Here is a 26669-nt window from a genome sequence, read left to right on the forward strand (position 1 = left end):
GCGGACGTCGAGATCGTGGCCTACTGCGGTGGCCCCTACTGCGTGGTCTCCCCGGAGGCGGTGCGGCTGCTGCGCGACCACGGATTCCGGGCACGCCCACTGGAGGGCGGACTCGCCCGCTGGCGTCGTACGGGCAACCGGCTGCGGACCGGTTCCACCACCTCGGGCCTGTGACGGGGTCGTTCGTGGCGCTGTCGCGGGACCGTGGTCTCGTGGGGGTTCGTGGCTCCGTGACGGGTCGTGCGCGGCGCCGTCACAGGTTCGTGGCCTCGTGGTGTCGCTCATCGGCGCCGTCGCGGGTTCGTGGTCCGTGGTGGTGCCAACGGGTGAACCGTCGAAGTGGCAGGCGGTGAGCGTCGCAGGCATAGTGCTGTTGGGACCCGCCCTGACGATCTGGGCGATCGGACGACAAGGAGCACCGGTGGTGTCATGACCGACCTCCCCCTGACCATCCATCCGGCGACCGCCGCCGACGCCGACGCGCTGGGCGAGATCCACGCAGACTCCTGGGCCGTCGCCTACGAGTCCTTCTTCGGGCCGGAGTTCTTCGCCGAGGCCGTGGGCCGCCGCCGTACCAAATGGGGTGCGGTCGTGGCGAGCGGGCAGGACACGATCCTGCTCGCCGCCCTGAACGGCCGCCCCCTGGCCTTCTCCTACTTCGGAAACTCCCCGGAACACCCCGGCGCCGCCGAGATCTTCGGCTTCTACGGCCACCCGGACGGCTGGGGCAGCGGCATCGCCGCCGCCCTGATGACCGCCACCGTCGAGCGCCTGAGGGCCGAGGGGTTTCCGCGCGTCCACCTGTGGACCCTGCGCGACACCCCGCAGTCACGCCGCTTCTACGCCAAGACCGGTTTCGCCGAGTCGGGCGCGGAAAGGAGACACGACTTCGGCGACGGGAACCTGATCGACGAGGTCGAGTACGAGCTGACACTCTAGGCGTGCCGACCCGCGCGGCGGCGGCGATCCGAGGCCCTCACAGGTCCTGGCCGCGGTGCCTGCTCACCATCCCGGCCGCGAGGGGGGCGTTCGCGAAGTCACCGGCCGCCACGCGGGCCGCGACGGTGCGGCGGACGAGACGGTCGGCGAGGGAGGGGGCGTGCCTGCCGACCATCATCTCCAGGCGTCCCCGGACGGTGGTCGCCACGTCGCGCGGGGCACGGCGGGCGGTGACGGCGCGGACGATCGCGTCGACCACGCCCTCGACGGGCTCCGGCCGGGACACCGCGTCCAGGGAGAGCCCGGCCTGTTTCGTGCTGTCGTGGATCGGGCTGCGGACCATGCTCGGGTAGACGGTCGTCACGCCGACGTGCGTGCCGACCTCCAGCCGGAGCGCGTCGGCGTAGGCGGCGAGGGCTCGCTTGGAGACGCCGTACGCCGCCGCGAGCGGCAGGGGCAGGACCGCCATCCGTGAGGCGATGAAGACCACCTGCCCGCGCGCACGCACCAGGTGGGGCATGACCGCCGCCGTCACCCGCCAGGCGCCGAGGAGGTTCAGCCGCAGCTGCGCCTCGACCTCGTCGCCCGGGGCGAGCTCGGCCGGTGCGGGCCCGCCCCGGCCGGCGTTGTTGACCAGCAGGTCGATGCCGCCGAGCAGGGCCGCCGCCTCGGCCACCGCCGCGTCGACGGATTCGGAGGAGGTGATGTCGCACGCGATGATCGGGATGTCGGAGTCGTCGGGGCGGGCGATGTCCAGGCCGACCACGTGCGCGCCCTGGGCGGTGAACCGAGCGCTCATCGCCCTGCCGAAGGTGCCGGCCGCGCCGGTGACCAGGATCCGGCGTCCGGCGAGCGCGCGGGAGGGGGAGGCGCGCAGCTCGCGCCGCATGACGCGGAGATAATGGTCGACGTCGATCCGCATGTGGGGCCTGCGCTGCCCCCAGCGGTCGCGGGCGGCGTCGAGTTCGGCGGAGGCGATGCTGCGCGCGGTCTCGGGGTCGGGCAGCCGGTGGGTTCCGGCGCGTACGGCGGCGAGGAGGCGGCCCTGTGCCTCGACGACGGGCAGCGCCGAACCGGTCGACTGCATCAGCCCGACGTAGCTGATCGAGTCGTCGCCGATGGGGAAGACATGGCGGTAGAGCAGCGTGCTCGCCGGGTCGGGCGCCGTGCCGGTGTCGGTCTGGGTGTCAGTGGTGGCGACGGTGTCGAGGAACGGGGTCACGGCCCGGTAGCCGGTGCACCAGATGATGTGGTCGACCTCGTCCACCTGCCCGTCGGTGAAATGGACCCGCGAGCCGTCCAGGCGCGCGATGCCCTGGCGCGCGAGCACCCTTCCCTCCGCGACCAGGCGGGGAACAGAGTCGCTCAGCGTGGGGTGGTCCTGGAGCACGCCCCGGCGGGGAGCGGGCAGACGCGGCCCCGCGGGTTTCCTGTCGGCGACCCTGAGCACCGCCTGGGAGACCACCTGCCGCACCCGCCAGGGGAGGAGGGCCGCGAGGGCGCCGTTGAGCTGGTCGGAGGGGCGGCCCAGCAGCCGCTTGGGCAGCACCCAGACGCCTCGCCTCGCCGACAGCAGCACGGCGGACGCGTGGTCGGTCAGTTCGGCGGCGATGTCCATCGCGGAGTTGCCGGTGCCCACGACGAGCACACGCCTGCCCGCCAGCTCGGTGGGGGTGACGTAGTCGTGCGCGTGCGACTCGGTGCCGGTGAACGTCCCCGGGTAGGGAGGTTCGGGCAGCCGGGGCTCGTGGTTGTGGCCGTTCGCCACCACCAGGTGCTCCACCGTCTCGCGGTACGGCCCGCCGGGACCGGTCAGCTCCAGCTCCCAGCCGCCCTCGGTGCGCCGGGCCGATTCCAGCGTCGTGCCGAACCGGAAGCGCTCGCCGACCCCGAAACGGTCGGCGTACGAGCGCAGGTATTCGAGCATCTGGGCGCGGGCCGGGTAGTCGGGCCACTCGGCGGGCATCGGGAAGTCGGAGAACTCGGTGCGCGGCTTGCTCGTGTTGAGGCGCAGGCCCTCGTAGGACGCGGTGTCGGCCTCCAGTCGCCACAGGCCGCCGAGGGAGGTGGCGCGTTCGATGCCGAGGACGGGCAGACCGGCCTCGATGAGGGCCTTCGCCGCCGCTATGCCCGCCGCACCGCCGCCGACGACGGCCGTCATCCCCCGGCCAAGCACGCCGTCGCGGCCGGGGGGCACCCCTTGACCGCGTACGTCGTCAGCGGCGGTCGCTCCTCGGCCGGTGACGCCTTCGCGGTCGGCGGTCCCCCTCACGTCGTGGGTGCCTTCGCGGGTGGTGGCTGTCCCAGGGGCCGTCTCAGGCGCCGTCCCAGGGGCCGCTCCGGCCTCGCCGCCGACGGTCGTCTCCGTGCCCGGCATGTCGTCGGCGGTCGCTTCCCCTGTGCTCATTCTTCGTCTCCCATGTTCCAGCGGAATTGATTTCACTGTCCGAGAGCTGCGGGTCACGGAGACTCGTCCGCCGGCGAGGACGCGGCGCCTTCCGGTACGACGGCGAGGGACCTGATCTGCTCGGAGGTGAGCGCGGTGCCGCGTTCGCGTTCCGCGGCGAAGCGCTCCTCGCCCAGCGCGTCACGGATCCGCGCGGTGATCCGGTCGACGTCGACGCTCTCCACGGAGGTGAGGGGCATGGGGCTCGACGCGAGGGCCGCGGCGCCCGCGCCCAGGAGCCGGGCGGCCCGGTCGTGGTGCCCGGCGACGGAGAGTGCCCCGGCCAGGCCGTACACGGCGACCTTCATCTCCCTGGTCCCGTCGAACCTGGCCATCAGATCGAGGGCGACCAGGTGCAGGTCGAGGGCCGCCGCCGCGTCGCCGCGCCCCTCGGCGACGAAGCCGAGCTCGGTCATGATCATCGGAAGGTAGGGTGGCGGCTCCCCGGAGACGGGAGGGGTGTGGTCCAGCACGTCGCGCAGGTGGGTCTCGGCGACGTCGAGGCGGCCGTCCCTGCGCGCGGCGAAGGCGAGCCCCATCCGGGCGAAGGTCTGCCCGGCCCGGTGACCCTGCTCCAGGGTGAGCCGCAGCGACCTCTCGCTCCACTCCGCCGCCCGCGCGTAGTCGCCGCGCTGCAGCGCGATCCAGCCCAGCCAGCCCAGCCGCCCGGCGAGCTCCGTCCACAGCCCGAGCTCCTCGGCGAGGCGCATGCCGTCACGCTGCAGCCGTTCGGCCCGGTCGAGGTCGCCGGTCATCTCGGCCAGCGCGCCGAGCCAGCCGCCGGACTCCAGTTGCCCCCAGCGCTCCCCGAGCTCGTCGAAGATCCGCGCGCTGCGCTCGCCGTCGCGTCCGAGCCCGTCCAGGTCACCGCGTACGTGGGCGAGTTTGGCCCGCAGGGCGAGGGCGGCGGCCGTTCCCCAGCGGTCACCGAGCGCCTCGAAGGCGGGCAGCGCCCGGTCCAGCAGGTCCGCGGCGACGGACAGGTCACCGAGGTCGACCCCCGCGTAGGCGAGGATCCACCACGCCCTGGCACGCCCGCCGGGATCGTCCGCCTTCTCGTACGCCTCCAGGGCGGCCCTGCGGAGCTCCTCCCGGTCGGCGGCGGCGACGTCACCTCGGAGGAGCCCGATCACGGCCTTCCAGGTGAGAGCCTTGGCCCGAAGGGAGGCGAACGAGACGTCTTCGGAGCCGCCGACGGTGTCCGGTGCGAGGGGTCCGACGCCGCCGGATTCGCCGCTCGACCCGTGGTTTCCGACGGTGCCGGATTCGTCGCCAGGTTCGTTGACAGGTTCGTCGCCGGGTTCGTCGACGGGGGAGACGGCGGGGTATCCGCAGGGGGCGGCGAGTGCCGCCGCCAGGGATCGGTGGGCTTCGGTCAGCCGGCCGCGCAGGAACCAGTACCAGCCCATCGCGCAGACGAGGCGCAGCGCACCCTCCGCGTCGCCGTTCCTGACGGCCGCGTTCAGCGCGGCGCGGAGGTTCGCGGCTTCGGAGTCGAGACGCCGCAGCCAGCGCCGCTGGTCCGCCTCGTAGAGACGCGGCTCGGCCCGTTCGGCCAGGTCGGTGTAGTGGCGCAGGTGCCGCAGCCGCACCCGCTCGTACTCCCCGGCCCGCTGCAGACGCTCGACGCAGTACGCCGCCACCGACTCCAGCAGCCGGTATCTCGGCCCGTCGGCACCGTCCACCATGACCACCAGCGACCGGTTCACCAGCCGTGCCACCAGGTCGAGCACACCTGCGGCGGGGACGTCGTCATCCGCGCAGACGGCCTCGGCGGCCTCCATGTCGCAGCCGTCCGCGTGGACGGCGAGGCGGCGCAGGACGGCGCGCTCGGCGCCGGTCAGCAGCTCCCAGCTCCAGTCGATCATCGCAGTCAGGGTCTGCTGGCGGGGTGGGACGCCCCGGTGTCCGGTGGCCAGCAGCCTGAACCGGTCGTCGAGGCGGGCGACGAGACCGTGCACCCCGAGGGCGGGGACCCTCGTCGCGGCCAGCTCAAGCGCGAGCGGGATACCGTCCAGCCTGCGGCACAGCGCCGCGACCGCCGGAGCGGTGTCCGCGTCGAGGACGAACCCCTTGGCCGCGGCGGACGCGCGTGCCACGAACAGCCGCACGGACCCCGTCCGCTCCAGCTCGGGGATGTCGTCGAAGGCCCGGCCGGGCACCTCCAGCGGTGGGACGCTCCAGACCACCTCGCCGGGCAGGGCGAGCGACTCCTGGCTGGTCGCCAGGATTCGCAGCCCGGGGGCGGCGCGCAGCAGCGATCCGGCCAGCTCTGCGACCGGCTCGACGACGTGCTCGCAGTTGTCCAGCACCAGCAGCAGCCTCCGGGGGCGCAGCGCCTCGGTGAGCCGGTCGGCGGCGGTCACCGGTCCCGCGCCACCCGCGGAGTCCTGGACGTCCAGCACCGTCATGATCGTCTCAGCCAGCCGGTGGACCGCGTCCTCGTCACCGGGACGGTCGAGCGCGGCGAGTTCGACCAGCCACACCCCGTCACGTACGAGGCCGGGAGCGACGGTGCCGGAGGGGGCGGTGCCGGAGGGGGCGGTGCCGGAGGGGGCGGTGCTGGAGGGGGCGGTGGTTCCGGGAGCGGGGTGGGAAGCGGAGGCGGAGGGCGTGGTGCCGGAAGGACCCAGGTCGGTCAGATGTCTGGCGGTCTCGACCGCGAGGCGGGTCTTGCCCACGCCGCCGGGACCGGTGAGCGTCACCAGCCGTTCCGTCTCCAGCAGGGCGCGGATCTCGGCGACGGCCTCCTCCCTGCCGATCAGGTCGGTGAGCGGCGCGGGGAGATTGGTGTCCGGCCTGTCGGGGGGAGAGCCGGACGCGGCCAGCGCCGGGTCCTGGGTGAGGACGGCCCGGTGCAGGGTGACCAGGTCGGCGCCCGGATCCAGGCCCAGCTCGTCGGCGAGCAGGAGGCGCAGCTCCTCGTAGCTGTCCAGCGCCTCGCTCTGCCGCCCGGAGCGGTACAGGGCACGCATGTGCGCGGCGCGCAGCCGCTCCCTGAAAGGGTGGGCGGCGAGCAGGCCGCCGAGCTCCCCCGCGAGCCGGACGTGCTCGCCCAGCTCCAGCCGTGTCTCCGCGTGCTCCTCCTGCGCGGTCAGCCACCGTTCCAGCAGTCTCGTGATCGCGGGGCGCGCGAACGGCTCGTCGCCGAAGTCGGCGAACGCGGGGCCGCGCCACGACGCCAGCGCGTCGGCCAGCAGCGCCGCCCTGACCCGCGGATCCCCCGCGAGGGCCGCCTCGTCGAGCAGGCGCAGGAAGTCGGCCACGTCGGTGTCGGCTCTCAGCACGTAGCCCGCGGGATGACGGGTGACCAGGTCCCGGCAGCCGGGTTCCGCGTCCTCCAGCACCCTGCGCAGCTGCGAGACCTTGGCCGAGAGGGCGCCGGTCGGATTGCCCGGCGGATCGTCGCCCCACAGGTCGTCGACCAGCCGGTCGGCGGGCACCGGGCGTCCCTCGTGCGCGAGGAGGTCGGCGAGCAGGGTCCGGACCTTCAGCCCGGGTATCGCCACCGGCTCACCGGCGGTCGTCCACACGGCGAGCGGCCCAAGCACCCCGAAACGCATGAAGGCCACGATAACCCCGGGCACTCACCGCGTTACGACTCGTCTTACGGCGGATTTCCGTGCACCCCGGATCGGCCGTAAAGCGACGGGAGCTTTTCCGTAAAGGGGTTCGGCCATGCTGAGGGCACATCGAACGGAGCGGGACACGAGGGAGGTACGGAGATGCCGGAGGAGGGCAGGCTGCGACTGGCGGTCATCGTCGGGAGCACCCGCGACGGCCGGTTCGGGCCCACCGTGGCGGACTGGTTCACCTCCCGGGCCCGCAGGCGCGGAGACCTGGACGTCGACCTGATCGACCTGGCCGAGACCGGCCTGCCGCAGACCCTCACCGACCAGGAGGAGCCCGCACCCGCGGAGGTGGCCGCCCTGGCGCCGAGGCTCGCCGCCGCCGACGCCTTCGTCGTGGTCACCCCCGAGTACAACCGGAGCTTCCCCGCTCCGCTGAAGACCGCGATCGACTGGTACTACGAGGAGTGGCAGGCCAAGCCCGTCGCCTTCGTCGCCTACGGCAGGGACTCCGGTGGCCTGCACGCGGTCGACCAGCTCCGCCAGGTCTTCACCGAACTGCACGCCGTCGCCATCCGCGACGCCGTCATCCTTCCCCGCTACTGGGACCTCTTCGCGACCGACGGCACCTGGCCGAGGGCCGGCACGGAGTGCAACAGCGCGGCGAAGAGCACGCTCGACCGGCTGACCTGGTGGGCCCGCGCCCTGCGCGACGCCCGCGCCAGGAGCCCGTACGTCCCCTGACCGTCTTCACACACCACCCCATCCATTTTTATCCGGACTTATCCGGACTCGTTCAGTCTCAGCAGGCCTCATCCAGCCCTAACGGGCTTCATTCAATGAGAACGACACGGAGAAAATCATGCGGAAGATCATTGCCATGACCCACACCACGGTCGACGGCTACATCGACAACCCCCACCTGTGGTCCATGCCGTACTCGAACGAGGAGTCGATGGCGTACGCCCTGAACCTCACCCTCGGCTGCGACACCCTGCTGCTGGGGCGGGTCACCTACGTGGGCATGGCCCAGGCCTGGCCCGGTATGAGCAACCCCTACGCCGACCACGTGAACGGCACCGAGAAGTACGTGGTCTCCTCGACCCTGGAGAAGGCCGAGTGGGAGAACTCGACCATCGTCCACGGCGACGACCTCGTCGCCACGGTGACCGAACTGAAGAGGCGGCCCGGCGGGAACATCATGATCTGGGGCTGTGGCCGGCTCACCGACACGCTCATGGAGAACGGCCTGCTCGACGAGTACCGGCTCCTGGTCTCCCCGGTCATCCTCGGTCAGGGACAGCGGCTGTTCCGGGGGGAGAACGTCACGGCGACCCTGGAACTCGTCGACAGCACGACGTTCGACACCGGTCTCGTCGCCCTCGCCTACCGCCCGGTGAACGCGGCGAACGCCGGCTGAGCGACACGGCCGGAGTCCTGGAGTCCCGGAGGCGCCCGCCGCTTCCGGGACTTCCGGGTTTCCTCGCGTTCTCCGGTTCGTTTCCGGTGCCGCCCGGGTCACCGGCGGCCGGCCGCGGGCCGCCGAGCAGCGGAGACCCTTCTCGGGAGAGGACACCGCAGGCCGGGATCGCCCACGACCCGGCGTGATCCGACGGGACGAGAAGCCGCGGTTCGTCGAGGGACTTACGGCATAGATCCATAAGTCGGAGAAGTCCCCTCATATAGTTGTGTGCCAATTGTCGGGCTCGGAATCGATGGCGAGGATCGTGGGCGTTCAGGAGGGGGCAGGGGCCGTGCTCGCCGGTCGGTACCGGCTGGACGAGCTGATCGGCCGTGGCGGTACGGGCGAGGTATGGCGCGGGTACGACCTGCGCCCCGGCTGGGCGGTGGCGATCAAGATCCTGTCACCGCAGGTGGCCGACGCCGCGGTGTGTGAGAGGTTCGCCGGGGAGGCGAGGACCGCCGCGCGCGTCGTCCACCCCAACGTGGTGACGGTGCTCGACATGGGCGAGCACGAGGGTCGGCCGTACCTGGTGATGGAGTCGCTGACCGGCCGGGATCTCGCCGCCGAGCTGGCCGAGCGGGGACCGCTGAGCGTGTCCGAGACGTGCGACCTGGTCAGGCAGGCCGCGCTCGGGCTGGACGCCGCGCACCGGGCCGGGGTCGTGCACCGCGACGTCAAACCCGCGAACCTGCACCTGGGCACGGGGGGCGTGCTCAAGGTCGTCGACTTCGGCACCGCCAGGGTCGCGAGCGAGGCCGCGATGCGGCTGACCTCGGCGGGAAGCGTCATCGGTACGGCCGCCTACCTGTCTCCCGAGCAGATCCTCGGCACGCCGGGGAACACGGCCTCCGACCTGTACGCGCTCGGCTGCGTCTTTTACGAGCTGCTGTGCGGACGGCCCCCGTTCGTCGGCCCCGACGCGGAGGTGATCTCCCAGCACGTCCGTGACCGGCCGGATCCGCTCAGGCGGTACCGGCCCGATGTCCCGCCGGAGCTTGAGGGGCTGGTCCTGGCCCTGCTGGAGAAGGATCCCGCCGCGCGGCCGACCGGGGGAGAGGTGATCCGCCAGGTCACCGCGACGGCCCGCCACACGTCGCCCGTCCGCGACAGCGTCCCCGCGGCCCCTGCGGCACCGACGGCCACGTACGACATCGGGGCACCGATACCGGCACAGGCGCCGGCGCCGACGAAGATCACGCGGGGGCCGGTCTCCGGGCCCGTGCCCGATGTCCTCTCCGCGCTCACGCGGGGGCGGCCTCCCGGGCGGACCGTCGCGATCGCCCTGGGCGCGGTGGCCGTGCTGGTGGCGGCGACCGTCTGGGCGCTGACGCCGTCGGAGCCGACCGGGCAGGTCAGCACGGCCGGGGTGCCGTCCGAGACGCCCTCTCCTGAGCGGCCCACGCAGCCCGCGTCGCCGTCACCCACCCCCACACCGTCACCGTCGCCGTCCGTCTCGCGGAGCGCGGCGGCGCCGTCCCCGGATCCGGTCCTGTCGCCGCCCGCGGGGACCGGATGGCAGACACTGCTGCCCGTCCTCCACCGGGCGATCACCGAACAGGAGCTCCAGGGGAAGATCGACCCCAGGACGGCCCGCGAGATCCGCAAGAGGGTCACCAAAGCGGGCGAGGCCCTGTGGAAGGGCGATGAGCGTAAGGCGCGTGACGAACTGCGCAAGTTCGGCCGGGACCTGTCCGAGGCGAGGCGGAAGGGCAGGCTCGCCTCCGACGGACCGCTCTTCGACTTCCTGCGCAAATCCGGGTTCGCCTTCCGGACGGAGGGCCGGGAGCCAGGGCCACGTCATCGCGGCGGCGACAACGACGACGAGAACGATGACGACCACGAGAACGAGGACTAGGCCGGTACGTGGTCGAGATCGCCTCGGCCGCTCCTCCTCGTGTCCGGGTGGGACGGTCGGGTGTTCCGGCTCCACCGGCTGCCGGACCGGTGCTCCACTGTCCGGCCGGGTGCCATGACGACGGCTCGCCGACGGGAAAGACCAGTGCGGGCGAAACCTCGTGATCTTGAATACCCGCAGGCGCCGGAGCGCGGGACGGGGATGTCCGTCGTTCCCGGGTACTGCTGAGGTATGACCGCTGAATCGAAGGATCCGCTGGCGGATCTCAACCCGTTCGACATATTCGACACCGAGGCCCTCCGCCTCGACCGCTTCTTCTCCGGGCTCGACGCGGAGGACTGGCGGCGTCCCTCACGGCTGCCGGGCTGGTCGGTGCGCGACGTGCTCGGGCACCTGGCGGGGGAGGAGCTGTACAACCACGCCTGCCTGGACGACGACGTCGACGGGTTTGTCGCGATGCTCGGGAGCGAGGGCGTTGAAGGTGGTTTCAACGCCTTCAACGCCTGGTGCGTGGAGCGCCGCCGTGACGTTCCGGTCGAGGAGGTGCTCCAGGAGTGGCGGCGCGAGAACGGGGAGACGCGCGAGCGGATGCGCGAGCTCGGCCGCGACGCCCTGCTGCCGACCCTCGCGGGACCGTACCCGGTGGGGTCGCAGACCTTCCACTACGACTCGGAGTACGCCACCCATGCCGACGACGTCGGCGCGCCCGTGGCGGAGGGCGAGGAGGACGAGCGGGTCTGGTGGCGGGTGAGGGTGGGCGCGTTCGCGCTCGCGGAGCAGGGGGCGAAGGTCCAGGTCGAGCTGACCGCCGACGGGATCTGGGTGCACGCCTACGACATGAGCGCGCAACTGGCGCCTGTGACGTTCGTGGCGGCGACCGTCGGCCGCCTGCCGGACGACCACCCCGTCGACCATCCTCTCGACCGCAGGCTCAGGGCCGCCCTGCGCTGTCTGGCCTGAGCTTTTCCGCTGCGCTCTTCGGTGCGTCGCCCAGCCGGCGATCCGCTGCCGGGACCTCAGTCGTTGTCCCTGCCTTTGCTGTCCTTGCTGCTCTCGTCGGTTCTGTCCCTGCGGCGCATCCGGTGCAGGGTGCCCGCGTGGGCGCGCTCCTCCGGGTGCGCGCGCACCCTCCGCAGGCTGGCGACGACGGTGACGAGCAGCACCAGGAAGATCACTCCGAGGGAGACCGGGGTCGGGACCTCGGGGAAGGACTTCGAGATGTCCTCGTGCAGGAACGACAGGATGAGCTTGAGGCCGATGAAGCCGAGGATGACCGCGAGGCCGATCGACAGGTAGACGAGGCGCTCCAGCAGCCCTTCGATCAGGAAGTACAGGGCACGCAGCCCCAGCAGCGCGAAGGCGTTGGCGGCGAAAACGATGAGCGGGTGCCTGGTGACGCCGAAGACGGCGGGAATGGAGTCGAGGGCGAACAGCAGGTCGGTGCTTCCGATGGCGAGGAAGACCAGGAACAGCGGAGTGACCACCCGCCTGCCGTTCTCGCGGGCGACGAGCCTGCCGCCGTGCATGTCGTCGCTGACCGGCAGCACCTTGCCCGCGTGGCGGATCAGCGGGTTGTTCTCGACGTCGGGGTCCTGGTTGCGGTGCCGTACGAGCTGGATCGCCGTCCAGATCAGGAGCAGGCCGAAGATGAGGAACGTGAAGGAGAAGAGGGAGATGGCCGCCGCGCCGACCGCGATGAGGATGGCCCGCAGCACCAGCGCGGTGGCGATGCCGAAGAGCAGCACCTTCTGCTGGTGCTCCTCGGGCACCGAGAACCGCGCCATGATGATGACGAAGACGAAGAGGTTGTCGACGGAGAGGCTTTTCTCGACGATCCATCCGGCGAAGTACTCCGTCGCGAGTCCCGCCCCGGCCAGCCACAGCAGGACCAGGCCGAAGGCGATGGCGACGCCGATGTAGAAGACCGTCCAGGCGGCGGCCTCGCGCATGCCCACGACGTGCGGCCGGCGTGCCGCCACCACGAAGTCGAGGGTGAGCAGCGCCACCACCACTGCGATGACCGCGATCCACATGCCCAACGAGTCGATGGCCATCGCTGTCCCCTCTTACCGGTCGAGATCATTCGCCTTACCCAGGGCGGGGACCTCCACACCCGGTGATCATCGGCCGATACGCCCTCGGCCCGCCGGGGTGTCGGCGGGCCGAGGGTGGAGGGGAGGATGGGCGGAGGGCGGGGGACAGGGGAGGGGACGGTGGCCGGGCGCGAGGGCCTGGCCGGGTCAGTGGCCCGCGCCCGAGCGGCGCTTGGTCCACACGTCGAGGGCGACCGCGGCGAGCAGGACCAGGCCCTTGAAGAGCATCACCTGCTCGCTGGGCGCGCCGATGAGGGACATGCCGTTGTTGATCACGGCCATGATGAGACCGCCGGTGAGTGCGCCGACGACCTTGCCCACGCCGCCCTGGACGGCGGCCCCGCCGATGAACGCGGCGGCGATGGCGTCCAGCTCGAAGCCGTTGCCCGCCGTCGGGCCCGCCTGGTTCAGGCGGCCGGCGAAGATGATGCCGGCGACCGCGGCGAGCACCCCCATGTTGACGAAGATCCAGAACGTGACGGACTTGACCTTGATGCCCGACAGGCTCGCCGCGTTCAGGTTGCCGCCGATGGCGTAGATGTGGCGGCCGAAGACGGCGCGGTTGGTCAGGAGTGTGTAGCCCAGGACGAGGAGCGCGAGGAGCACCAGCACCCAGGGCAGGTTCTTGAACCTGGCCAGCTGCACGATCACGACCATCACCACCGCGGAGGCGGCGCCGATCTTCAGGAAGAACAGGGGCAGCGCGTCGACCTTCTGCCGGTAGCCCAGCCGCGCCTGGCGGGCACGCCACTGCGTGCCGGCGATCCCGGCCACCGCGGCCAGGCCGACGAGCAGCGTGAGCAGGTCGGCGCCGCCGAGCGGGCCGAGGCCGATGTTGCCGAAGAAGCCGGGCACGAAGCCGTTGGCGAGGGTCCGTACCTCGTCGGGGAAGGGGCCGATGCCCTGGTTGCCGAGCACGGTGAGGGTGAGCGCCCTGAAGATCAGCATTCCGGCGAGGGTGACGATGAACGCCGGGATGCCGAAGTAGGCGATCCAGTACCCCTGCCAGGCCCCGATCAGCGCGCCGGCGATCAGCGTGATGAGGATCGCGAGCGGCCACGCCACGTCCATGTCGACCATCAGCACGGCCGCGATGGCGCCGGTGAGCCCCACCACGGAACCCACGGACAGATCGATGTGCCCGGCGATGATGATCAGGATCATGCCGATCGCGAGGATCAGGACGTAGGAGTTCTGCACCATGATGTTCGAGATGTTCTGCGGGCTGAGCAGCTCACCGTCGGTCAGGATGGAGAACAGCAGGATGATCAGTGCGAAGGCGATGTAGATGCCGCTCTGCCGCAGGTTCATCGAGAAACGGCTGCCGGGTGCCTTCGCGGGCACCGACAACAGGTCGCCGCCCGGTGGTGGTGCTCCGGTGTTTCCTACGGGTTCGGCGACTCCGTGCGCCGGGACCTGGCCGCTGCTCATCGTGCTCCCTAATCCTTTTCCTTGGTCATGAACTGCATGAGCCGCTCAGGGGTGGCCTCCGCCCGCGAGACCTCACCGGTGATGCGACCGGCCGACATGGCGTAGATGCGGTCGCAGACGCCGAGCAGCTCGGGAAGCTCCGAGGAGATGACCAGGATGGCCTTGCCCTGGTCGGCGAGCTGGTTGATGATCGAGTAGATCTCGTACTTGGCACCCACGTCGATGCCCCGGGTGGGCTCGTCGAGGATGAGCACGTCAGCGTCGGTGAAGATCCATTTCGACAGCACCACTTTCTGCTGGTTGCCGCCGCTGAGCTTGCCGGTGACCGACAGCACGCTGGGAGCCTTGATGTTCATGCTCTCCCGGAAGCCGTCGGCGACCTGGTACTCCTTGTTGTCGTCGACCCAGCCGCGCTTCGCCAGCTTCCCCAGCGCCGCGGCCGAGACGTTCCGCTTGATGTCCTCGATCAGGTTGAGCCCGTACCGCTTGCGGTCCTCGGTGGCGTACGCCAGCCCGTGGCCGATCGCCTCGCCGACCGTGCGGAGCTGGATCTCCCGCCCGTTCTTGTAGACGCGGCCGGAGATGTCGACCCCGTAGCTGCGGCCGAACACGCTCATCGCGAGCTCGGTGCGCCCGGCGCCCATCAGCCCGGCGAGGCCGACGATCTCGCCGCGGCGCAGCGTGAGGCTCGCGCCGGAGACGACGACGCGGCCGTGCTGGCTGGGGCTGTGAACCGTCCAGTCCTCGATCCGCAGCGCCTCCTCGCCGATCTTCGGCTCGTGCGGCGGGAAGCGGTGCTCCAGGTCGCGGCCGACCATGCCCGAGATGATGCGGTCCTCGGTGACCCGGTCGTTCTTCATGTCCAGGGTCTCGATCGTCCGGCCGTCGCGCAGGATCGTGGTCGAGTCGGCGATCGCCTGGATCTCGTTCAGCTTGTGCGAGATGATCACCGAGGTGATGCCCTCGTCGCGTAGTCCGCGCAGCAGGTCGAGCAGGTGCGCGGAGTCCTCGTCGTTGAGCGAGGCGGTCGGCTCGTCGAGGATGAGCAGCCTGACCCGCTTGGACAGCGCCTTGGCGATCTCCACCAGCTGCTGCTTGCCGACCCCGATGTCCATCGAGAGCGTCACCGGGTTCTCCCGCAGCCCGACCCGCTCCAGCAGCTCGGCGGCCTCGGCGTTCGTCCGGTTCCAGTCGATCAGGCCGCGGGTGGTCCGCTCGTTGCCGAGGAAGATGTTCTCGGCGATCGAGAGGTAGGGGCTGAGCGCGAGCTCCTGGTGAATGATCACGATGCCGCGCTTCTCGCTGTCCCTGATGTCGGAGAAGCGGCACGGCTCGCCGTCGAAGAGGATCTCGCCCTCGTACGAGCCGTGCGGGTACACGCCGGACAGGACCTTCATCAGCGTCGACTTGCCGGCGCCGTTCTCTCCGCAGATCGCGTGTATCTCGCCTCTGCGTACCACCAGGTTGACGTCCTGCAGGGCTTTGACGCCCGGGAACGTCTTGGTGATCCCCCGCATCCGAAGTATGTCGTCGGTCATGCCGTCCGCCTCCGTACTGCCTTCCCGCTCCGCGTGCACCCGGCCGGCGGCGGGTGGAGCGCCGCCGGCCGGGTGCCATCCGTTATGACACCGGCACCGCTTACTTGAGCTTGTCCTCGGTGTAGTAGCCGGAGTCGACGAGGACCTGCTTGTAGTTGTCCTTGTAGACGATCACCGGCTCGAGCAGGTTCGACGGGACGACCTTGTTGCCGTTGTCGTAGTCCTCGGTGTTGTTGACCTCGGGCTTGCCGCCCTTGAGCACGGCGTCGGCCATCTCGACGGTCACGGCGGCCAGCTTACGGGTGTCCTTGTAGATCGTCGCGTACTGCTCGTCCCCGATGATCGACTTCACCGAGGCGACCTCGGCGTCCTGGCCGGTCACGATCGGGTAGGGCTGGCCGGAGGTGCCGTAGCCGCTGCTCTTCAGCGCCGACAGGATGCCGATGGACAGGCCGTCGTACGGGGAGAGCACGCCCTGGACCTTGGTGTCGCCGGAGTAGGCCTTGGTGATCAGGTCCTCCATGCGCTTCTGCGCGGTGGCCGGGTCCCAGCGCAGGATCGCGACGGTCTTGAAGTCGGTCTCCTTGCTCTTGACGACGAGGGTGCCCTTGTCGATGTACGGCTTCAGGGTGTCCATCGCGCCGTTGTAGAAGAAGGTGGCGTTGTTGTCGTCGGGGGAGCCGGCGAAGATCTCGATGTTGAACGGGCCCTTGGCGTCGCCCTCGGAGCCGTCCTCCTTCTGCAGCTTCAGGCCGACCAGCAGCGAGGTCGCCTGCTGCACGCCCACCTTGTAGTTGTCGAAGGTGGCGTAGTAGTCGACGTTCGGCGAGTTGCGGATGAGCCGGTCGTAGGCGATGACCGGGATCTTCTTGTCGGCGGCCTGCTGGAGCTGCGTGGTGATGGCGGTGCCGTCGATCGAGGCGATGATCAGCAGCTTGGCGCCCTTGGTGATCTGGTTCTCGATCTGGTTGACCTGCGTGGGGATGTCATTCTCCGCGTACTGCAGGTCGACCTTGTAGCCCAGCTTCTCCAGGGCGCTCTTGACGTTGTCGCCGTCGTGGATCCAGCGCTCGGAGGACTTGGTGGGCATGGTGACGCCGACGAGGGTCTCGGCGGGCGCCGCGGAGGCCGCTCCCGACGCGCCCGCGTCCTCGTCGACGGTCTTGACGCTGGAGCCACAGGCCGTCACTCCCATGGCGAGAGCCAGGCTCACCGCGGCGGTGGCCAGCTTCCCGAACTTCATCGAATACCTCCAGGGTGGGGTTCCGTGCCTCCGGTCCGGGGTGAGCCGGGGACACGGGGGGGCCGATTTGGCCAATGGGGCACAGCAAGGAGCGGTGCGTCCCGGGAGTAGCGGGCGCCGTGGCGGCACGCCCCGGATTCCGGCGTGCCGCCGGGGCGTGTTCTGTCCGAATCGGGTCCACGGCGACACCGGAGCCGGTCGGGACCCGGCCCGCTCCGGCGTCGGTGAACGTGTCCGTGAGCGTCGCCGCGGACACCGTCATGAGCATCGTCGTAAGTGCCGTCGTAAGCGCTGTTGTGAGCGCTCACATCAGCGGCGTGAGGCCACCGGACGGTCCCTTCGGCTGTGTGACGAGCAATCAAATGCCCGGGTCGGCCGACTGTCAACCCCCGGGCGGTCAGGAGTCCTCGCGTCATGGAGTCCTTCTCGCAGGAGATGTGAGCGTTAACAACAAGGTATGCGCCAGTTAAGGGCGTCATGACGGCAACGTCAAGTAGGTGTTAACGGATGATCTCCGAGTAATCAGAATGTAATCTCAGGGGTGCTTGACGCGAGGTGTTGTTAGCGCTCACAGTCTGTCCCAAGCCACCATGAAGGAGCCGACCAAGTGAGTCCGAGCCTCGAACGCCGTCCGCCCGTGATGGCGGACGTCGCCACGAGGGCCGGTGTGTCGCACCAGACGGTGTCGCGCGTGCTCAACGACCACCCCAACGTCCGCGCCGAGACCCGCGAGCGGGTCCTGGCGGCGATCCGTGAGCTCGGTTACCGGCGCAACATGGTCGCCCGAGCCCTGGTCACCAGGCACACGCGCACCCTGGGCGTGGTCAGTTTCGACACGACCCTCTACGGGCCCGCGAGCACGGTCTACGGCATCGAGCAGGCGGCGAGGGCGGCAGGTTACTTCGTCAGCATGGTCAGCCTCAAGACCATCGACACCGCGGGTGTGCGCGACGCGCTCGGCTATCTGGCCGAGCAGGCCGTCGACGGCATCGTGGTGGTCGCGCCCCAGCGCTCGGCGGCTCCCGCGCTCGCCGGCGCGCCCACCGACATCCCCGTCGTGGCCGTCGAGGGCAGCCACACGGGAGACGTTTCGGTGGTGAGCGTCGACCAGATCGAGGGCGCCCGCCTGGCCACCCGGCACCTGCTCGACCTCGGCCACGAGACCGTGTGGCACATCGCCGGCCCTTCGGACTGGCTGGAGGCCGACGGGCGGATCGAGGGCTGGCGCGAGGTGCTGAGCGCCGCGGGCCGCACGGCCCCCGAGTTGTTGTCCGGCGACTGGAGCCCGCGCTCAGGCTACGAGGCCGGGCTGCGCCTGGCGGCGACACCCGGTGTCACCGCCGTGTTCGTCGCCAACGACCAGATGGCGCTCGGGATGTTGCGGGCCTTCGCCGAGCTGGGCGTGCGGGTCCCCGAGCAGATCAGCGTCGTGGGGTTCGACGACATCCCCGAGTCGGAGTTCTTCACTCCGCCGCTCACCACGATCAGGCAGGACTTCGGGGCGGTCGGTAAATACAGCATCGAGGTCCTGCTCAGGCAGATGGAGGCGGGAGCGGAATGGTCCCAAGAGCGACATGTCGTCCCGCCACGGTTCGTGGCGAGGACCAGTACCGCGCCGTTCCGCGCCTAGGACCGCGTATCGTTTCGCACCGGTGGCCGCACCCGGGCGTGGTTCCGCGCCCGGATCCGCGACGCCCGGACCCGCCCCGCCACGCCTGAGCCCCGTGGATCCGGCGCGGTCCCCCGTACCTGAGAACCCCCCCGAGCGAGGTCCCGCCGTCCTGATGTCCTGGAGAGAATGTGAACGCTAACAACGACCGTTACGTGGTCGGTGTCGACTTCGGCACACTGTCGGGCCGCGCCGTGGTGGTACGGGTGGGCGACGGCGCCGAGATGGGCACCGCCGTGCACGAGTACGCCCATCGGGTGATCGAGGAGCGGCTGCCGGACACCACCGTGCGCCTGGGCCCCGACTGGGCGCTGCAGTCGCCGGAGGACTGGCGGGAGGTGCTCCGCCAGGCGGTGCCCAAGGCGGTGGCGGCGGCCGGGATCTCCCCGTCGCAGGTCATCGGCCTCGGGACCGACTTCACGGCCTGCACCATACTTCCCGCCACCGCCGACGGCACCCCGCTGTGCGAGATCGACGGGTTCGCCTCCCGCCCCCACGCGTGGCCGAAGCTGTGGAAGCACCACTCGGCGCAGTCGCACGCGGACCGGATCAACGCCGTCGCCGCCCGCAGGGGAGAGGCGTGGCTGCCCCGCTACGGCGGGAAGATCTCCTCGGAGTGGGCGTTCGCCAAGGGTCTGCAGGTGCTGGAGGAGGACCCGGAGATCTACGACCGGACGGAGCGCTGGATCGAGGCCGCCGACTGGATCGTCTGGCAGCTCACCGGCGTGGAGACGCGCAACGTGTGCACCGCCGGATACAAGGCCGTCTACCAGGACGGGGCCTACCCGTCCGAGGAGTTCCTCGCCGAGCTCAACCCCGCCTTCACCGGTTTCACCGCCAAGCTCGGCCAGAACCCGGCCCCTCTGGGGGGCCTCGCCGGACGGCTGGACGCCCGCGCCGCCGGGTGGACGAAGCTGCCCGAGGGCATCGCGATCTCGATCGGCAACGTCGACGCGCACGTCACGGCCGCCGCCGCCGACGCCGTGCGGCCCGGCCAGATGGTGGCCATCATGGGCACCTCCACCTGCCACGTCATGTCCTCCGACGCGCTGGCCGAGGTGCCGGGCATGTGCGGGGTGGTCCGCGACGGCATCGTGCCCGGCCTGTGGGGGTACGAGGCGGGTCAGTCGGGTGTCGGCGACATCTTCGGCTGGTTCGTCGAGACCTCGGTGCCCGGCTTCTACGAGCGCGAGGCGGAACAGCGCGGCCTCAGCGTGCACGACCTCCTCACCGAGCTGGCCGCGGCGCAGCGGGTGGGACAGCACGGCCTGGTGGCGCTCGACTGGCACAACGGCAACCGCTCGGTGCTGGTCGACCACAACCTCTCCGCGGTGGTGGTGGGCCAGACGCTCGCCACGAAACCCGAGGACACCTACCGGGCGCTGATCGAGGCCACCGCGTTCGGCGCCCGCACGATCGTGGAGACCTTCGAGAGCTCCGGGGTGCCCGTGACCGAGTTCGTCGCCGCGGGGGGCCTGATCAAGAACCGCTTCCTGATGCAGGTCTACGCCGACGTGCTGCGCCGCCCGATCTCGCTGATCGGCTCCGAGCAGGGGTGCGCCCTGGGGTCCGCCATCCACGCGGCGGTCGCCGCCGGGGCCTACCCCGACATCACCTCCGCCTCGGCCGTGATGGGCAGCCGCGCCGAGGCCGCCTACATCCCCGACGCCGGTCGCGCGGACGCCTACGACCGTCTGTACGCCGAGTACCGCCGCCTGCACGACCACTTCGCCGACGGGAAGATGCTGCACGGCCTGCGGGCCCTGCGCTACGAGGCGAGCACACCGGCCGGCGAGAACGAGAAGAACACGTCGACGAACGAGGAGGACGCGTGACCGGGCGCGAGGAACAACCGATCGGGCGAGCGCAGTCCCCGCCCCCGTGCGCGGCCGGACATCCGGCCCTGCGGGCGGCCGGGTACCCGGCCACGTGCGAGACGGCGGTGGCCGGATGAGCGCCGTCGTCAGGAAGCTGCGGGAGACGGTGTCGGCGCTCCACCAGGAGCTGGTCCGCTACAACCTGGTCGCCTGGACCGCGGGCAACGTCTCGGGCCGGGTCCCCGGCGAGAACCTGTTCGTCATCAAGCCGTCGGGGGTGACCTACGACGCCCTCACCCCCGAGTCGATCGTGGTGTGCGACCTGGACGGTGAGCTGGTCGAGGGCGAGCTGTCGCCGTCCAGCGACACCGCCGCGCACGCGTACGTCTACCGGGCGATGCCGCGGGTGGGCGGGGTGGTGCACACCCACTCCACGTACGCCTCCGCCTGGGCGGCGCGGGGCGAGTCCATCCCGTGCGTGCTGACGGCGATGGCGGACGAGTTCGGCGGGGAGATCCCGGTCGGGCCGTTCGCGCTGATCGGCGGGGACGACATCGGCAAGGGAATCGTCGCCACCCTGGAGGGCCACCGCTCCCCGGCGGTGCTGATGCGCAACCACGGCGTCTTCACCATCGGCGCGGACGCCCGCGCGGCCGTCAAGGCCGCGGTGATGTGCGAGGACGTCGCCCGTACCGTGCACGTGGCCCGCCAGCTGGGCGAGCCGCTGCCGATCGCGGCAGCAGACATCGACAGTTTGTACGACCGCTACCAGAACGTCTACGGGCAAAGGAGTCCGCGGTGACCCTTCACGAGCGTGAGATCTGGTTTCTCACCGGAAGCCAGGGCCTGTACGGCGAGGACACGCTGGCCCAGGTGGCGGAACAGTCCCGGAGCATCGCCGAGCGCCTCGACGACGCGCTGGCGTTCCGGGTGGTCTGGAAGCCGGTGCTGACCGACGCCGCGTCGATCCACCGGGTCTGCCTGGAGGCGAACGCCTCGGACGCCTGCGTCGGGGTGATCGCCTGGATGCACACCTTCTCCCCGGCCAAGATGTGGATCGCCGGGCTGGACGCGCTGCGCACGCCGCTGCTGCACCTGCACACCCAGGCCAACGTGGCGCTGCCGTGGAGTTCCATCGACATGGACTTCATGAACCTCAACCAGGCCGCGCACGGCGACCGCGAGTTCGGCTACATCCAGGCCCGGCTGGGCGTGGCGCGCAAGACCGTCGCCGGGCACGTGAGCGACCCGGCGGTGGCGGCGCGCATCGGCGCGTGGGCGCGGGCCGCGGCCGGGCGCGCGGAGCTGAGCTCGCTGCGGCTCGCCCGCTTCGGTGACAACATGCGCGACGTGGCGGTCACCGAGGGTGACAAGGTGGAGGCGCAGCTGCGCTTCGGCGTCTCGGTCAACACCTACGGCGTCAACGACCTGGTCGCCGCAGTCGACGCCACGGCGGACTCCGACGTGGACACCCTGATCACCGAGTACGAGGACACCTACAAGGTCGCCCCCGAGCTGCGCGCCGGAGGCGAGCGCAACGACTCGCTGCGCTATGCCGCCCGCATCGAGCTGGGACTGCGCCACTTCCTCACCGAGGGGGGCTTCGGCGCGTTCACCACCAACTTCGAGGACCTCGGCGGGCTGCGGCAGCTGCCGGGGCTCGCCGTGCAGCGGCTGATGGCCGACGGCTACGGCTTCGGCGGCGAGGGCGACTGGAAGACCTCGGTGCTGGTGCGCACCCTGAAGGTGATGTCGGCCGGCCTTGAGGGCGGCACCTCCTTCATGGAGGACTACACCTACCATCTCACCCCCGGCCAGGAGGTGATCCTGGGCGCGCACATGCTGGAGGTCTGCCCGACGATCGCCGCGGGTGTGCCCTCGTGCGAGATCCACCCGCTGAGCATCGGCGGTCGCGAGGACCCGGTCCGGCTGGTCTTCGACGCGGAACCCGGACCCGCCGTGGTGATCGGCCTGTCCGACATGGGGGACCGGTTCAGGCTGGTGGCGAACGAGATCGACGTGGTCAACCCCGCCGAGCCGCTGCCCAGCCTGCCCGTCGCCCGCGCGGTGTGGAGGCCCCGTCCGAACCTGAGCACCTCGGCCGAGGCGTGGCTCACCGCGGGAGGCCCGCACCACACCGTGCTGTCGTCCGCCCTGACCACCGAGGAGCTCACCGACCTCTCCGACATGCTCGGCGTCGAGTTGCTGGTCATCGACGCCGACACCACCGCCCGCCAGTTCGCCAAGGAGATCCGCTGGAACCAGGCGTACTACCACCTGGCGCGCGGTTTCTGATCCGGATCCCTTCCCCTCCCGTTGCCGCCGGCTTCCGGTGCCCCCGCCGCTCGCGGGGGTGCCGGAAGCCGTTGTCGTCACAGGCGCCTTTCTGCGGGACCCGCTCCGGCTCACGGGGAACAGGGGAACATCCGAGCGCTAGGGACGCAGCCGGTGGCCGCCGTCCACCAGGCGGGAGAGCAGGCTGATGGTGGCCGCACCCGCCGCGACGCCGCTGAGCACGGAGAGCGGCCAGGCCGACCCGGCCACCAGTGCGAGCGCGCAGGCCAGCACGGCGATCACGACCGCGGTGGTCACGACGAGCAGTACAGGTACGGAGAACATCGGCTCACTTCCGCAGGGGGTGTCGCCGGGGTTCCGGCGACACGGTGGCCGAGACCCGGATCCGGTCGGATCCGCGCTCGCCCCTACAGGTCCTGCCCGTTCTGAGAGATGTAATCATGTCTCGCGGAGGCATGTGGTCCGCGGTGCCGCCGTCTCGTCGTCCCGTGCGGGCTCTCCGGGCGGCGCGGCCTTGCCGACAGGGTAGGAAGCGTCGGTCACATCCGAGCGTCGTTCGTGTGAAATTCTGTGAACACAGACACTCCCTCCGGTCTTCAGGTCTCCCAATTAGCTCTCTGAGCATTGGTTTTATCTGTGAACAAGCCTTACTCCCTTGTTCACGGAACTCAGGTCTGATAGAACAAGCGGCACATGTAGGTCGAGTGGGTCGTCGCTGGAACGATCCGCTCATCTCGCGGCCTAACCCTCATGGCCCCTGGAGGACTGCGATGCCCGGTTTCTCTCACCCCCACGGTCCGGGATCCCCCGCGCTGTCCCGCCGCTCGATCCTGCAGCTCGGGGGTGGGGTCGCCCTCCTCTTCGCGACCGGGTGCGCCGCGGGCACCAAGGCGGGCGACCCCGCCCCCGCGGCGAGCACCGCTCCCGGCGGGAGCGGCGCCCCCGCCGCCAGGGCGTTGCGGATCGCGGTGGGCAGCTACCTGAGCAGCTGGGACCAGGACTTCGTCGGATTCGACCTGACCGCGCTGATGCTCTACAAGAACGTCTTCCCCTACATGATCGACTACGGGGTCACCTCGGTCGGCGACGGCCAGATCCTCGACACCGAGGCGATCGCCCCGACCTTCGCCGAGTCCTTCGAGCCCGACGCCGACAACAAGGTCTGGACCCTCAAGCTGCGCCAGGGCGTCAAGTTCGCGAGCGGCAACGAGATGACCGCCAACGACGTCAAGTGGTCCAAGGACCGCGCCTTCGCCGCGAAGGCGAACGTCGCCGGGGTCTACCGGCTGATCGGGCTCACCAAGGCCGACCAGGTCGAGGTGGTCGACAACTACACCGTGAGGTTCACCCAGGCGTTCCCCAGCGCCCTCACCCGGCAGATCCAGGCCATCTCGCTGTACGTCTTCGACTCGGAAGAGGCGAAGAAGCACGCCACCGACGACGACCCCTGGGCCAAGGAGTGGTTCGCCAAGAACCCCCCGACCGGCGGCTACTTCAACGTGGAGAAGGCGGTCCAGGGCCAGGAGATCCTGCTCAGCGCCAACACCGGCTATCCCGGCACCGACGGCGCCAAGAGCCCGCAGATCAGGCTCACCGTGGTGCCCGCGGCCTCCAACCAGCGCCTCCAGCTGCAGAACGGCGACATCGACATCGCCTTCGGAATCGGCCAGCGCGACATCAAGGACCTCAAGACCACCCAGGGCATCAAGGTCATCTCCGCGCCGAGCAACAACCAGCTCGCCATCCAGATGTCGGTGACCACCGCGCCCTTCGACGACCCCGCGGTGCGCAAGGCGCTCGCCCAGGCCGTCCCGTACGAGCAGATCATCGCCAACGTCTACGGCGGCGACGCGCGGCCCACCAAGAGCGTCGTCCCGCTGGACATGCCCGGCTACTCCGAGAGCGGCTACCCCTACACCCACGACGTCGCCAAGGCCAAGGAGACGCTGGCCGGGGCGGGCAAGACCTCGATCACCTCCGAGCTGGTCTTCCAGACCGACAACGAGGAGCAGCAGCAGATCGCCGTCCTCGTGCAGAGCGAGGCGAGGAAGGCGGGCATCGAGCTGAAGCTCACCCCGCTCGACCCCGCCACGCTCGCCGAGCGCAGGGAGAAGAAGAACATCCCCCTGCAGATCACTCTGGGCCAGCTCTGGGTCAACGACGTGGAGTACATGCTCGGGACCAGCTTCACCAAGGGAGCGAACCTCAACTACTCCAACTACGTCAACGACGAGATCGAGAAGATCTTCGAGGAGTCCCACACCGTCGTCGACGAGGCCGAGCGCGCCAAGCTCTGGCTGCGCGTGCAGGAGATCATGGCCGAGGACGTGCCGTGGGTCGTCGTCTGCCAGCCCAACTTCAACCTCCCCGTCAGGGAAGAGGTGGAGGGATGGGTCCAGCCGATGGACGGTCTGGCCCGGCTGCGCTACCTGAGCGTCACCGGGTGATTCATGCGTGTCCTCCGGTTTCTCCTCAGGCGGCTGCTCCAGCTCGTCCCGGTGCTCCTCGGGGTGGTCGTCGTGACCTTCCTCCTCGTGAGGGTCCTGCCGGGCGATCCGATCCGTACCATCCTCGGCCCCAACGCCACGGAGGCCGACGCCGCCGCCGCGCGGGCCAGGTTCGGGCTGGACCAGCCCCTGTGGCGGCAGTTCCTCGACTACGTCGGGGGACTGTTCACCGGTGACTTCGGCACCTCGATCCAGAGCGGCACCTCCGTGGGCGCCGAGATGGCCGTGCGTATCGGGCCCACCATGGAACTCGTCGTGATCGCGCTCACCGTGGCGCTGGTGCTGGCCACGGTGCTCGGCATCTGGTCGGCGCGGAACGCGGGCCGGTTCGGCGACCACACCGTCCGCGTCGCGGCGCTCGTCGGCAACTCGGTGCCCGAGTTCTGGCTCGGCCTGGTGCTCGTCCTCGTCGGCTACAGCGTCCTGGGCTGGTTCCCCGCGCCGAGCGGCCGGGTGGACCCAGACACCGATCTCAGCCTGATCACCGGCGCCGACCTGCTCGACGCGGCGCTGACGGCGAACGGTCCCGCGTTCGTCTCCGCGCTGGAGCACCTCGCGCTGCCGGTGGCCACGCTGGTGATCGCCATCGTCGCGCCGCTGCTGCGCAGCGTCCGGGCCTCCGCGCTGGAGGTGCTCGCCTCCGAGGCGTACACGGCCGCCGCCGCGCACGGGCTCAGGGACCGCCTGCTGCTCCGCGGCTACCTGGTACGGGCCGCGCTGGTGCGGCTCCCCGCGCTGGCGGCCCTGGTGTTCGGCTTCTCCATCGGCTCGACCGTCCTCGTGGAGTACGTCTTCTCCTGGCAGGGCTTCGGGCAGTGGGCGCTGCGCGGCCTGCTCTACCGGGACTACCCGGTGGTGCAGGCGTCGGTGCTCGTGATCGCGCTGTTCTACGTGGTGGTGTTCCTCATCGCCGACGTCGTCCACGCGATCCTCGACCCGAGAGTGAGGATCTGATGTCGCAGCGCGTCCGGGAGGTCGGCGGGGACCGCGGTTTCGCGTCGTCCCTGATCATCGCGGGTTCCGCCGTCCTGGCGCTGGTCGCCGTGGCGGTCGTGTTCGCGCCGCTGCTCAGCGCGTGGGGCCCCGAGGAGATCGACCCCCTCGCGCCCCTCGCGGCGCCGGGCGGCGCCCACCTGCTGGGCACCGACCTCAACGGCATGGACGTGTGGAGCAGGGTCCTGTACGCCGCCAGGCTCGACGTCGGCATCGCGATCGCCGCGGTCGCCCTCGCCGTGGTCGCGGGCAGCCTCGTCGGCCTCGTCGCCGGATACCGGGGCGGCTGGCCGGACGACGTGCTGATGCGAGTGCTCGACGTCTTCCAGGCGTTCCCCACCTTCATCCTCGCCCTCGCGGTGGCCGCGCTGCTCGGCGGCGGGACCGCGAACCTGATCGCGGTGATCGCGCTGGTGAACGCGCCCGCGTACGCCCGGCTGGTGCGGGCCGAGGTGCGCTCGGTGCGGGAGCTGCCGTTCGTGGAGGCGTCCCGCACCTCGGGCTCCTCCTTCTGGGGGGTGCTCTGGCGGCACGTCCTGCCCAACAGCCTCACGCCGGTGCGCGTCATCGCCCCGCTGAACTGCGGCTGGGCGATGCTCACGCTCGCCGGGCTGTCCTTCCTCGGGCTCGGCGTGCCGGTGCCCACCGCCGAGTGGGGCGCCATGATCAGCCTCGGTGCCGGAGACGTCGTCGCCGGCCGGTGGTGGACCTCGGTGCCGCCCGGTCTCTTCCTGCTGATCTGCGTCCTGGGCTTCAGCCTCCTCGGTGAGGGCCTGCAGGAACGCGCCGACTCCACGAGGAGGTGACGG

At 70.6% G+C, this 26669-nt stretch carries 19 protein-coding genes; 12 read left to right on the plus strand and 7 right to left on the minus strand.

What is annotated here, in order from left to right; all coding sequences use genetic code 11:
• The first annotated feature begins 429 nt into the window (after positions 1 to 429).
• Positions 430 to 939 (plus strand): GNAT family N-acetyltransferase, encoded by a 510-nt coding sequence (locus tag ACIBH4_RS28735; protein ID WP_362501796.1) that lies wholly within the window; start codon positions 430 to 432, stop codon positions 937 to 939.
• A 37-nt stretch (positions 940 to 976) separates the two neighbouring features.
• Here the strand turns inward: ACIBH4_RS28735 and ACIBH4_RS28740 are convergent, their stop codons facing one another.
• Together ACIBH4_RS28740 and ACIBH4_RS28745 are read right to left on the minus strand one after the other, a co-directional pair.
• Positions 977 to 3346: an SDR family NAD(P)-dependent oxidoreductase gene (locus tag ACIBH4_RS28740; protein ID WP_362770060.1), complete on the minus strand. Its 2370-nt coding sequence runs from the start codon at positions 3344 to 3346 to the stop codon at positions 977 to 979.
• Between the two features lie 53 nt (positions 3347 to 3399).
• Entirely contained in the window at positions 3400 to 6948 is a 3549-nt protein-coding gene (locus tag ACIBH4_RS28745) for a BTAD domain-containing putative transcriptional regulator (RefSeq protein WP_362770058.1), read from the minus strand.
• Positions 6949 to 7110: 162 nt separating this feature from the next.
• Here ACIBH4_RS28745 and ACIBH4_RS28750 point away from each other — a divergent pair, with 162 nt between their 5' ends.
• The 4 genes from ACIBH4_RS28750 (at position 7111) to ACIBH4_RS28765 (ending at position 11234) form a co-directional block, all read left to right on the plus strand.
• Complete coding sequence (locus ACIBH4_RS28750; protein WP_362501802.1) at positions 7111 to 7698, plus strand: NAD(P)H-dependent oxidoreductase; 588 nt, start codon at positions 7111 to 7113, stop codon at positions 7696 to 7698.
• A gap of 118 nt (positions 7699 to 7816) precedes the next feature.
• A complete protein-coding gene (locus tag ACIBH4_RS28755; RefSeq protein WP_362501804.1) occupies positions 7817 to 8374 on the plus strand; it encodes a dihydrofolate reductase family protein in 558 nt (185 codons plus the stop codon).
• A gap of 277 nt (positions 8375 to 8651) precedes the next feature.
• Positions 8652 to 10274: a serine/threonine-protein kinase gene (locus tag ACIBH4_RS28760; protein WP_362501806.1), complete on the plus strand. Its 1623-nt coding sequence runs from the start codon at positions 8652 to 8654 to the stop codon at positions 10272 to 10274.
• Positions 10275 to 10505: 231 nt separating this feature from the next.
• On the plus strand, positions 10506 to 11234 hold the full coding sequence (locus tag ACIBH4_RS28765) for a maleylpyruvate isomerase family mycothiol-dependent enzyme (protein WP_362501808.1): 729 nt from the start codon (positions 10506 to 10508) through the stop codon (positions 11232 to 11234).
• Positions 11235 to 11290: 56 nt separating this feature from the next.
• Here the strand turns inward: ACIBH4_RS28765 and ACIBH4_RS28770 are convergent, their stop codons facing one another.
• From ACIBH4_RS28770 to chvE, 4 genes are all read right to left on the minus strand, one after another.
• A complete protein-coding gene (locus ACIBH4_RS28770) occupies positions 11291 to 12328 on the minus strand; it encodes a TerC family protein (protein ID WP_362501810.1) in 1038 nt (345 codons plus the stop codon).
• Positions 12329 to 12514: 186 nt separating this feature from the next.
• The gene (gene mmsB / locus ACIBH4_RS28775; RefSeq protein ID WP_362501812.1) at positions 12515 to 13798 is read right to left on the minus strand and encodes a multiple monosaccharide ABC transporter permease; all 1284 of its coding nucleotides are present in this window, start codon (positions 13796 to 13798) and stop codon (positions 12515 to 12517) included.
• Positions 13799 to 13806: 8 nt separating this feature from the next.
• Entirely contained in the window at positions 13807 to 15336 is a 1530-nt protein-coding gene (mmsA, locus tag ACIBH4_RS28780) for a multiple monosaccharide ABC transporter ATP-binding protein (protein ID WP_350944271.1), read from the minus strand.
• A 100-nt stretch (positions 15337 to 15436) separates the two neighbouring features.
• Positions 15437 to 16579, minus strand: coding sequence for a multiple monosaccharide ABC transporter substrate-binding protein (gene chvE, locus ACIBH4_RS28785; RefSeq protein ID WP_362501814.1), 1143 nt, complete (start codon positions 16577 to 16579; stop codon positions 15437 to 15439).
• 640 nt (positions 16580 to 17219) lie between these two features.
• On the opposite strand from chvE, the gene ACIBH4_RS28790 reads away from it, so the two are divergent.
• The 4 genes from ACIBH4_RS28790 to araA all read left to right on the plus strand — a co-directional run bounded on the left by ACIBH4_RS28790 (position 17220) and on the right by araA (position 22360).
• Entirely contained in the window at positions 17220 to 18209 is a 990-nt protein-coding gene (locus ACIBH4_RS28790) for a LacI family DNA-binding transcriptional regulator (RefSeq protein ID WP_362502238.1), read from the plus strand.
• A 170-nt stretch (positions 18210 to 18379) separates the two neighbouring features.
• Positions 18380 to 20083, plus strand: coding sequence for a ribulokinase (gene araB / locus ACIBH4_RS28795; RefSeq protein WP_362501816.1), 1704 nt, complete (start codon positions 18380 to 18382; stop codon positions 20081 to 20083).
• 115 nt (positions 20084 to 20198) lie between these two features.
• Entirely contained in the window at positions 20199 to 20867 is a 669-nt protein-coding gene (locus tag ACIBH4_RS28800; RefSeq protein WP_362501818.1) for an L-ribulose-5-phosphate 4-epimerase, read from the plus strand.
• Positions 20864 to 22360, plus strand: coding sequence for an L-arabinose isomerase (gene araA / locus ACIBH4_RS28805; RefSeq protein WP_362501820.1), 1497 nt, complete (start codon positions 20864 to 20866; stop codon positions 22358 to 22360). The genes ACIBH4_RS28800 and araA overlap by 4 nt, the downstream gene beginning before the upstream one ends.
• A 138-nt stretch (positions 22361 to 22498) precedes the next feature.
• Here the strand turns inward: araA and ACIBH4_RS28810 are convergent, their stop codons facing one another.
• Positions 22499 to 22684 carry a hypothetical protein gene (locus ACIBH4_RS28810; RefSeq protein WP_362501822.1) on the minus strand — a complete coding sequence of 62 codons (186 nt, stop codon included), beginning with the start codon at positions 22682 to 22684 and terminating at the stop codon, positions 22499 to 22501.
• 446 nt (positions 22685 to 23130) lie between these two features.
• Between ACIBH4_RS28810 and ACIBH4_RS28815 the strand changes: the two genes are divergently transcribed.
• From ACIBH4_RS28815 to ACIBH4_RS28825, 3 genes are read left to right on the plus strand one after another with little or no spacing between them, the layout of a single operon-like run.
• Entirely contained in the window at positions 23131 to 24807 is a 1677-nt protein-coding gene (locus ACIBH4_RS28815; protein ID WP_362501824.1) for an ABC transporter substrate-binding protein, read from the plus strand.
• A gap of 3 nt (positions 24808 to 24810) precedes the next feature.
• On the plus strand, positions 24811 to 25821 hold the full coding sequence (locus tag ACIBH4_RS28820) for an ABC transporter permease (RefSeq protein WP_362501826.1): 1011 nt from the start codon (positions 24811 to 24813) through the stop codon (positions 25819 to 25821).
• Positions 25821 to 26666, plus strand: coding sequence for an ABC transporter permease (locus tag ACIBH4_RS28825; RefSeq protein ID WP_362501828.1), 846 nt, complete (start codon positions 25821 to 25823; stop codon positions 26664 to 26666). Before ACIBH4_RS28820 ends, ACIBH4_RS28825 begins: the two co-directional genes overlap by 1 nt.
• Positions 26667 to 26669: the final 3 nt, after the last annotated feature.

Source organism: Streptosporangium sp. NPDC050284 (assembly GCF_044459525.1).
GTDB lineage: Bacteria > Actinomycetota > Actinomycetes > Streptosporangiales > Streptosporangiaceae > Streptosporangium.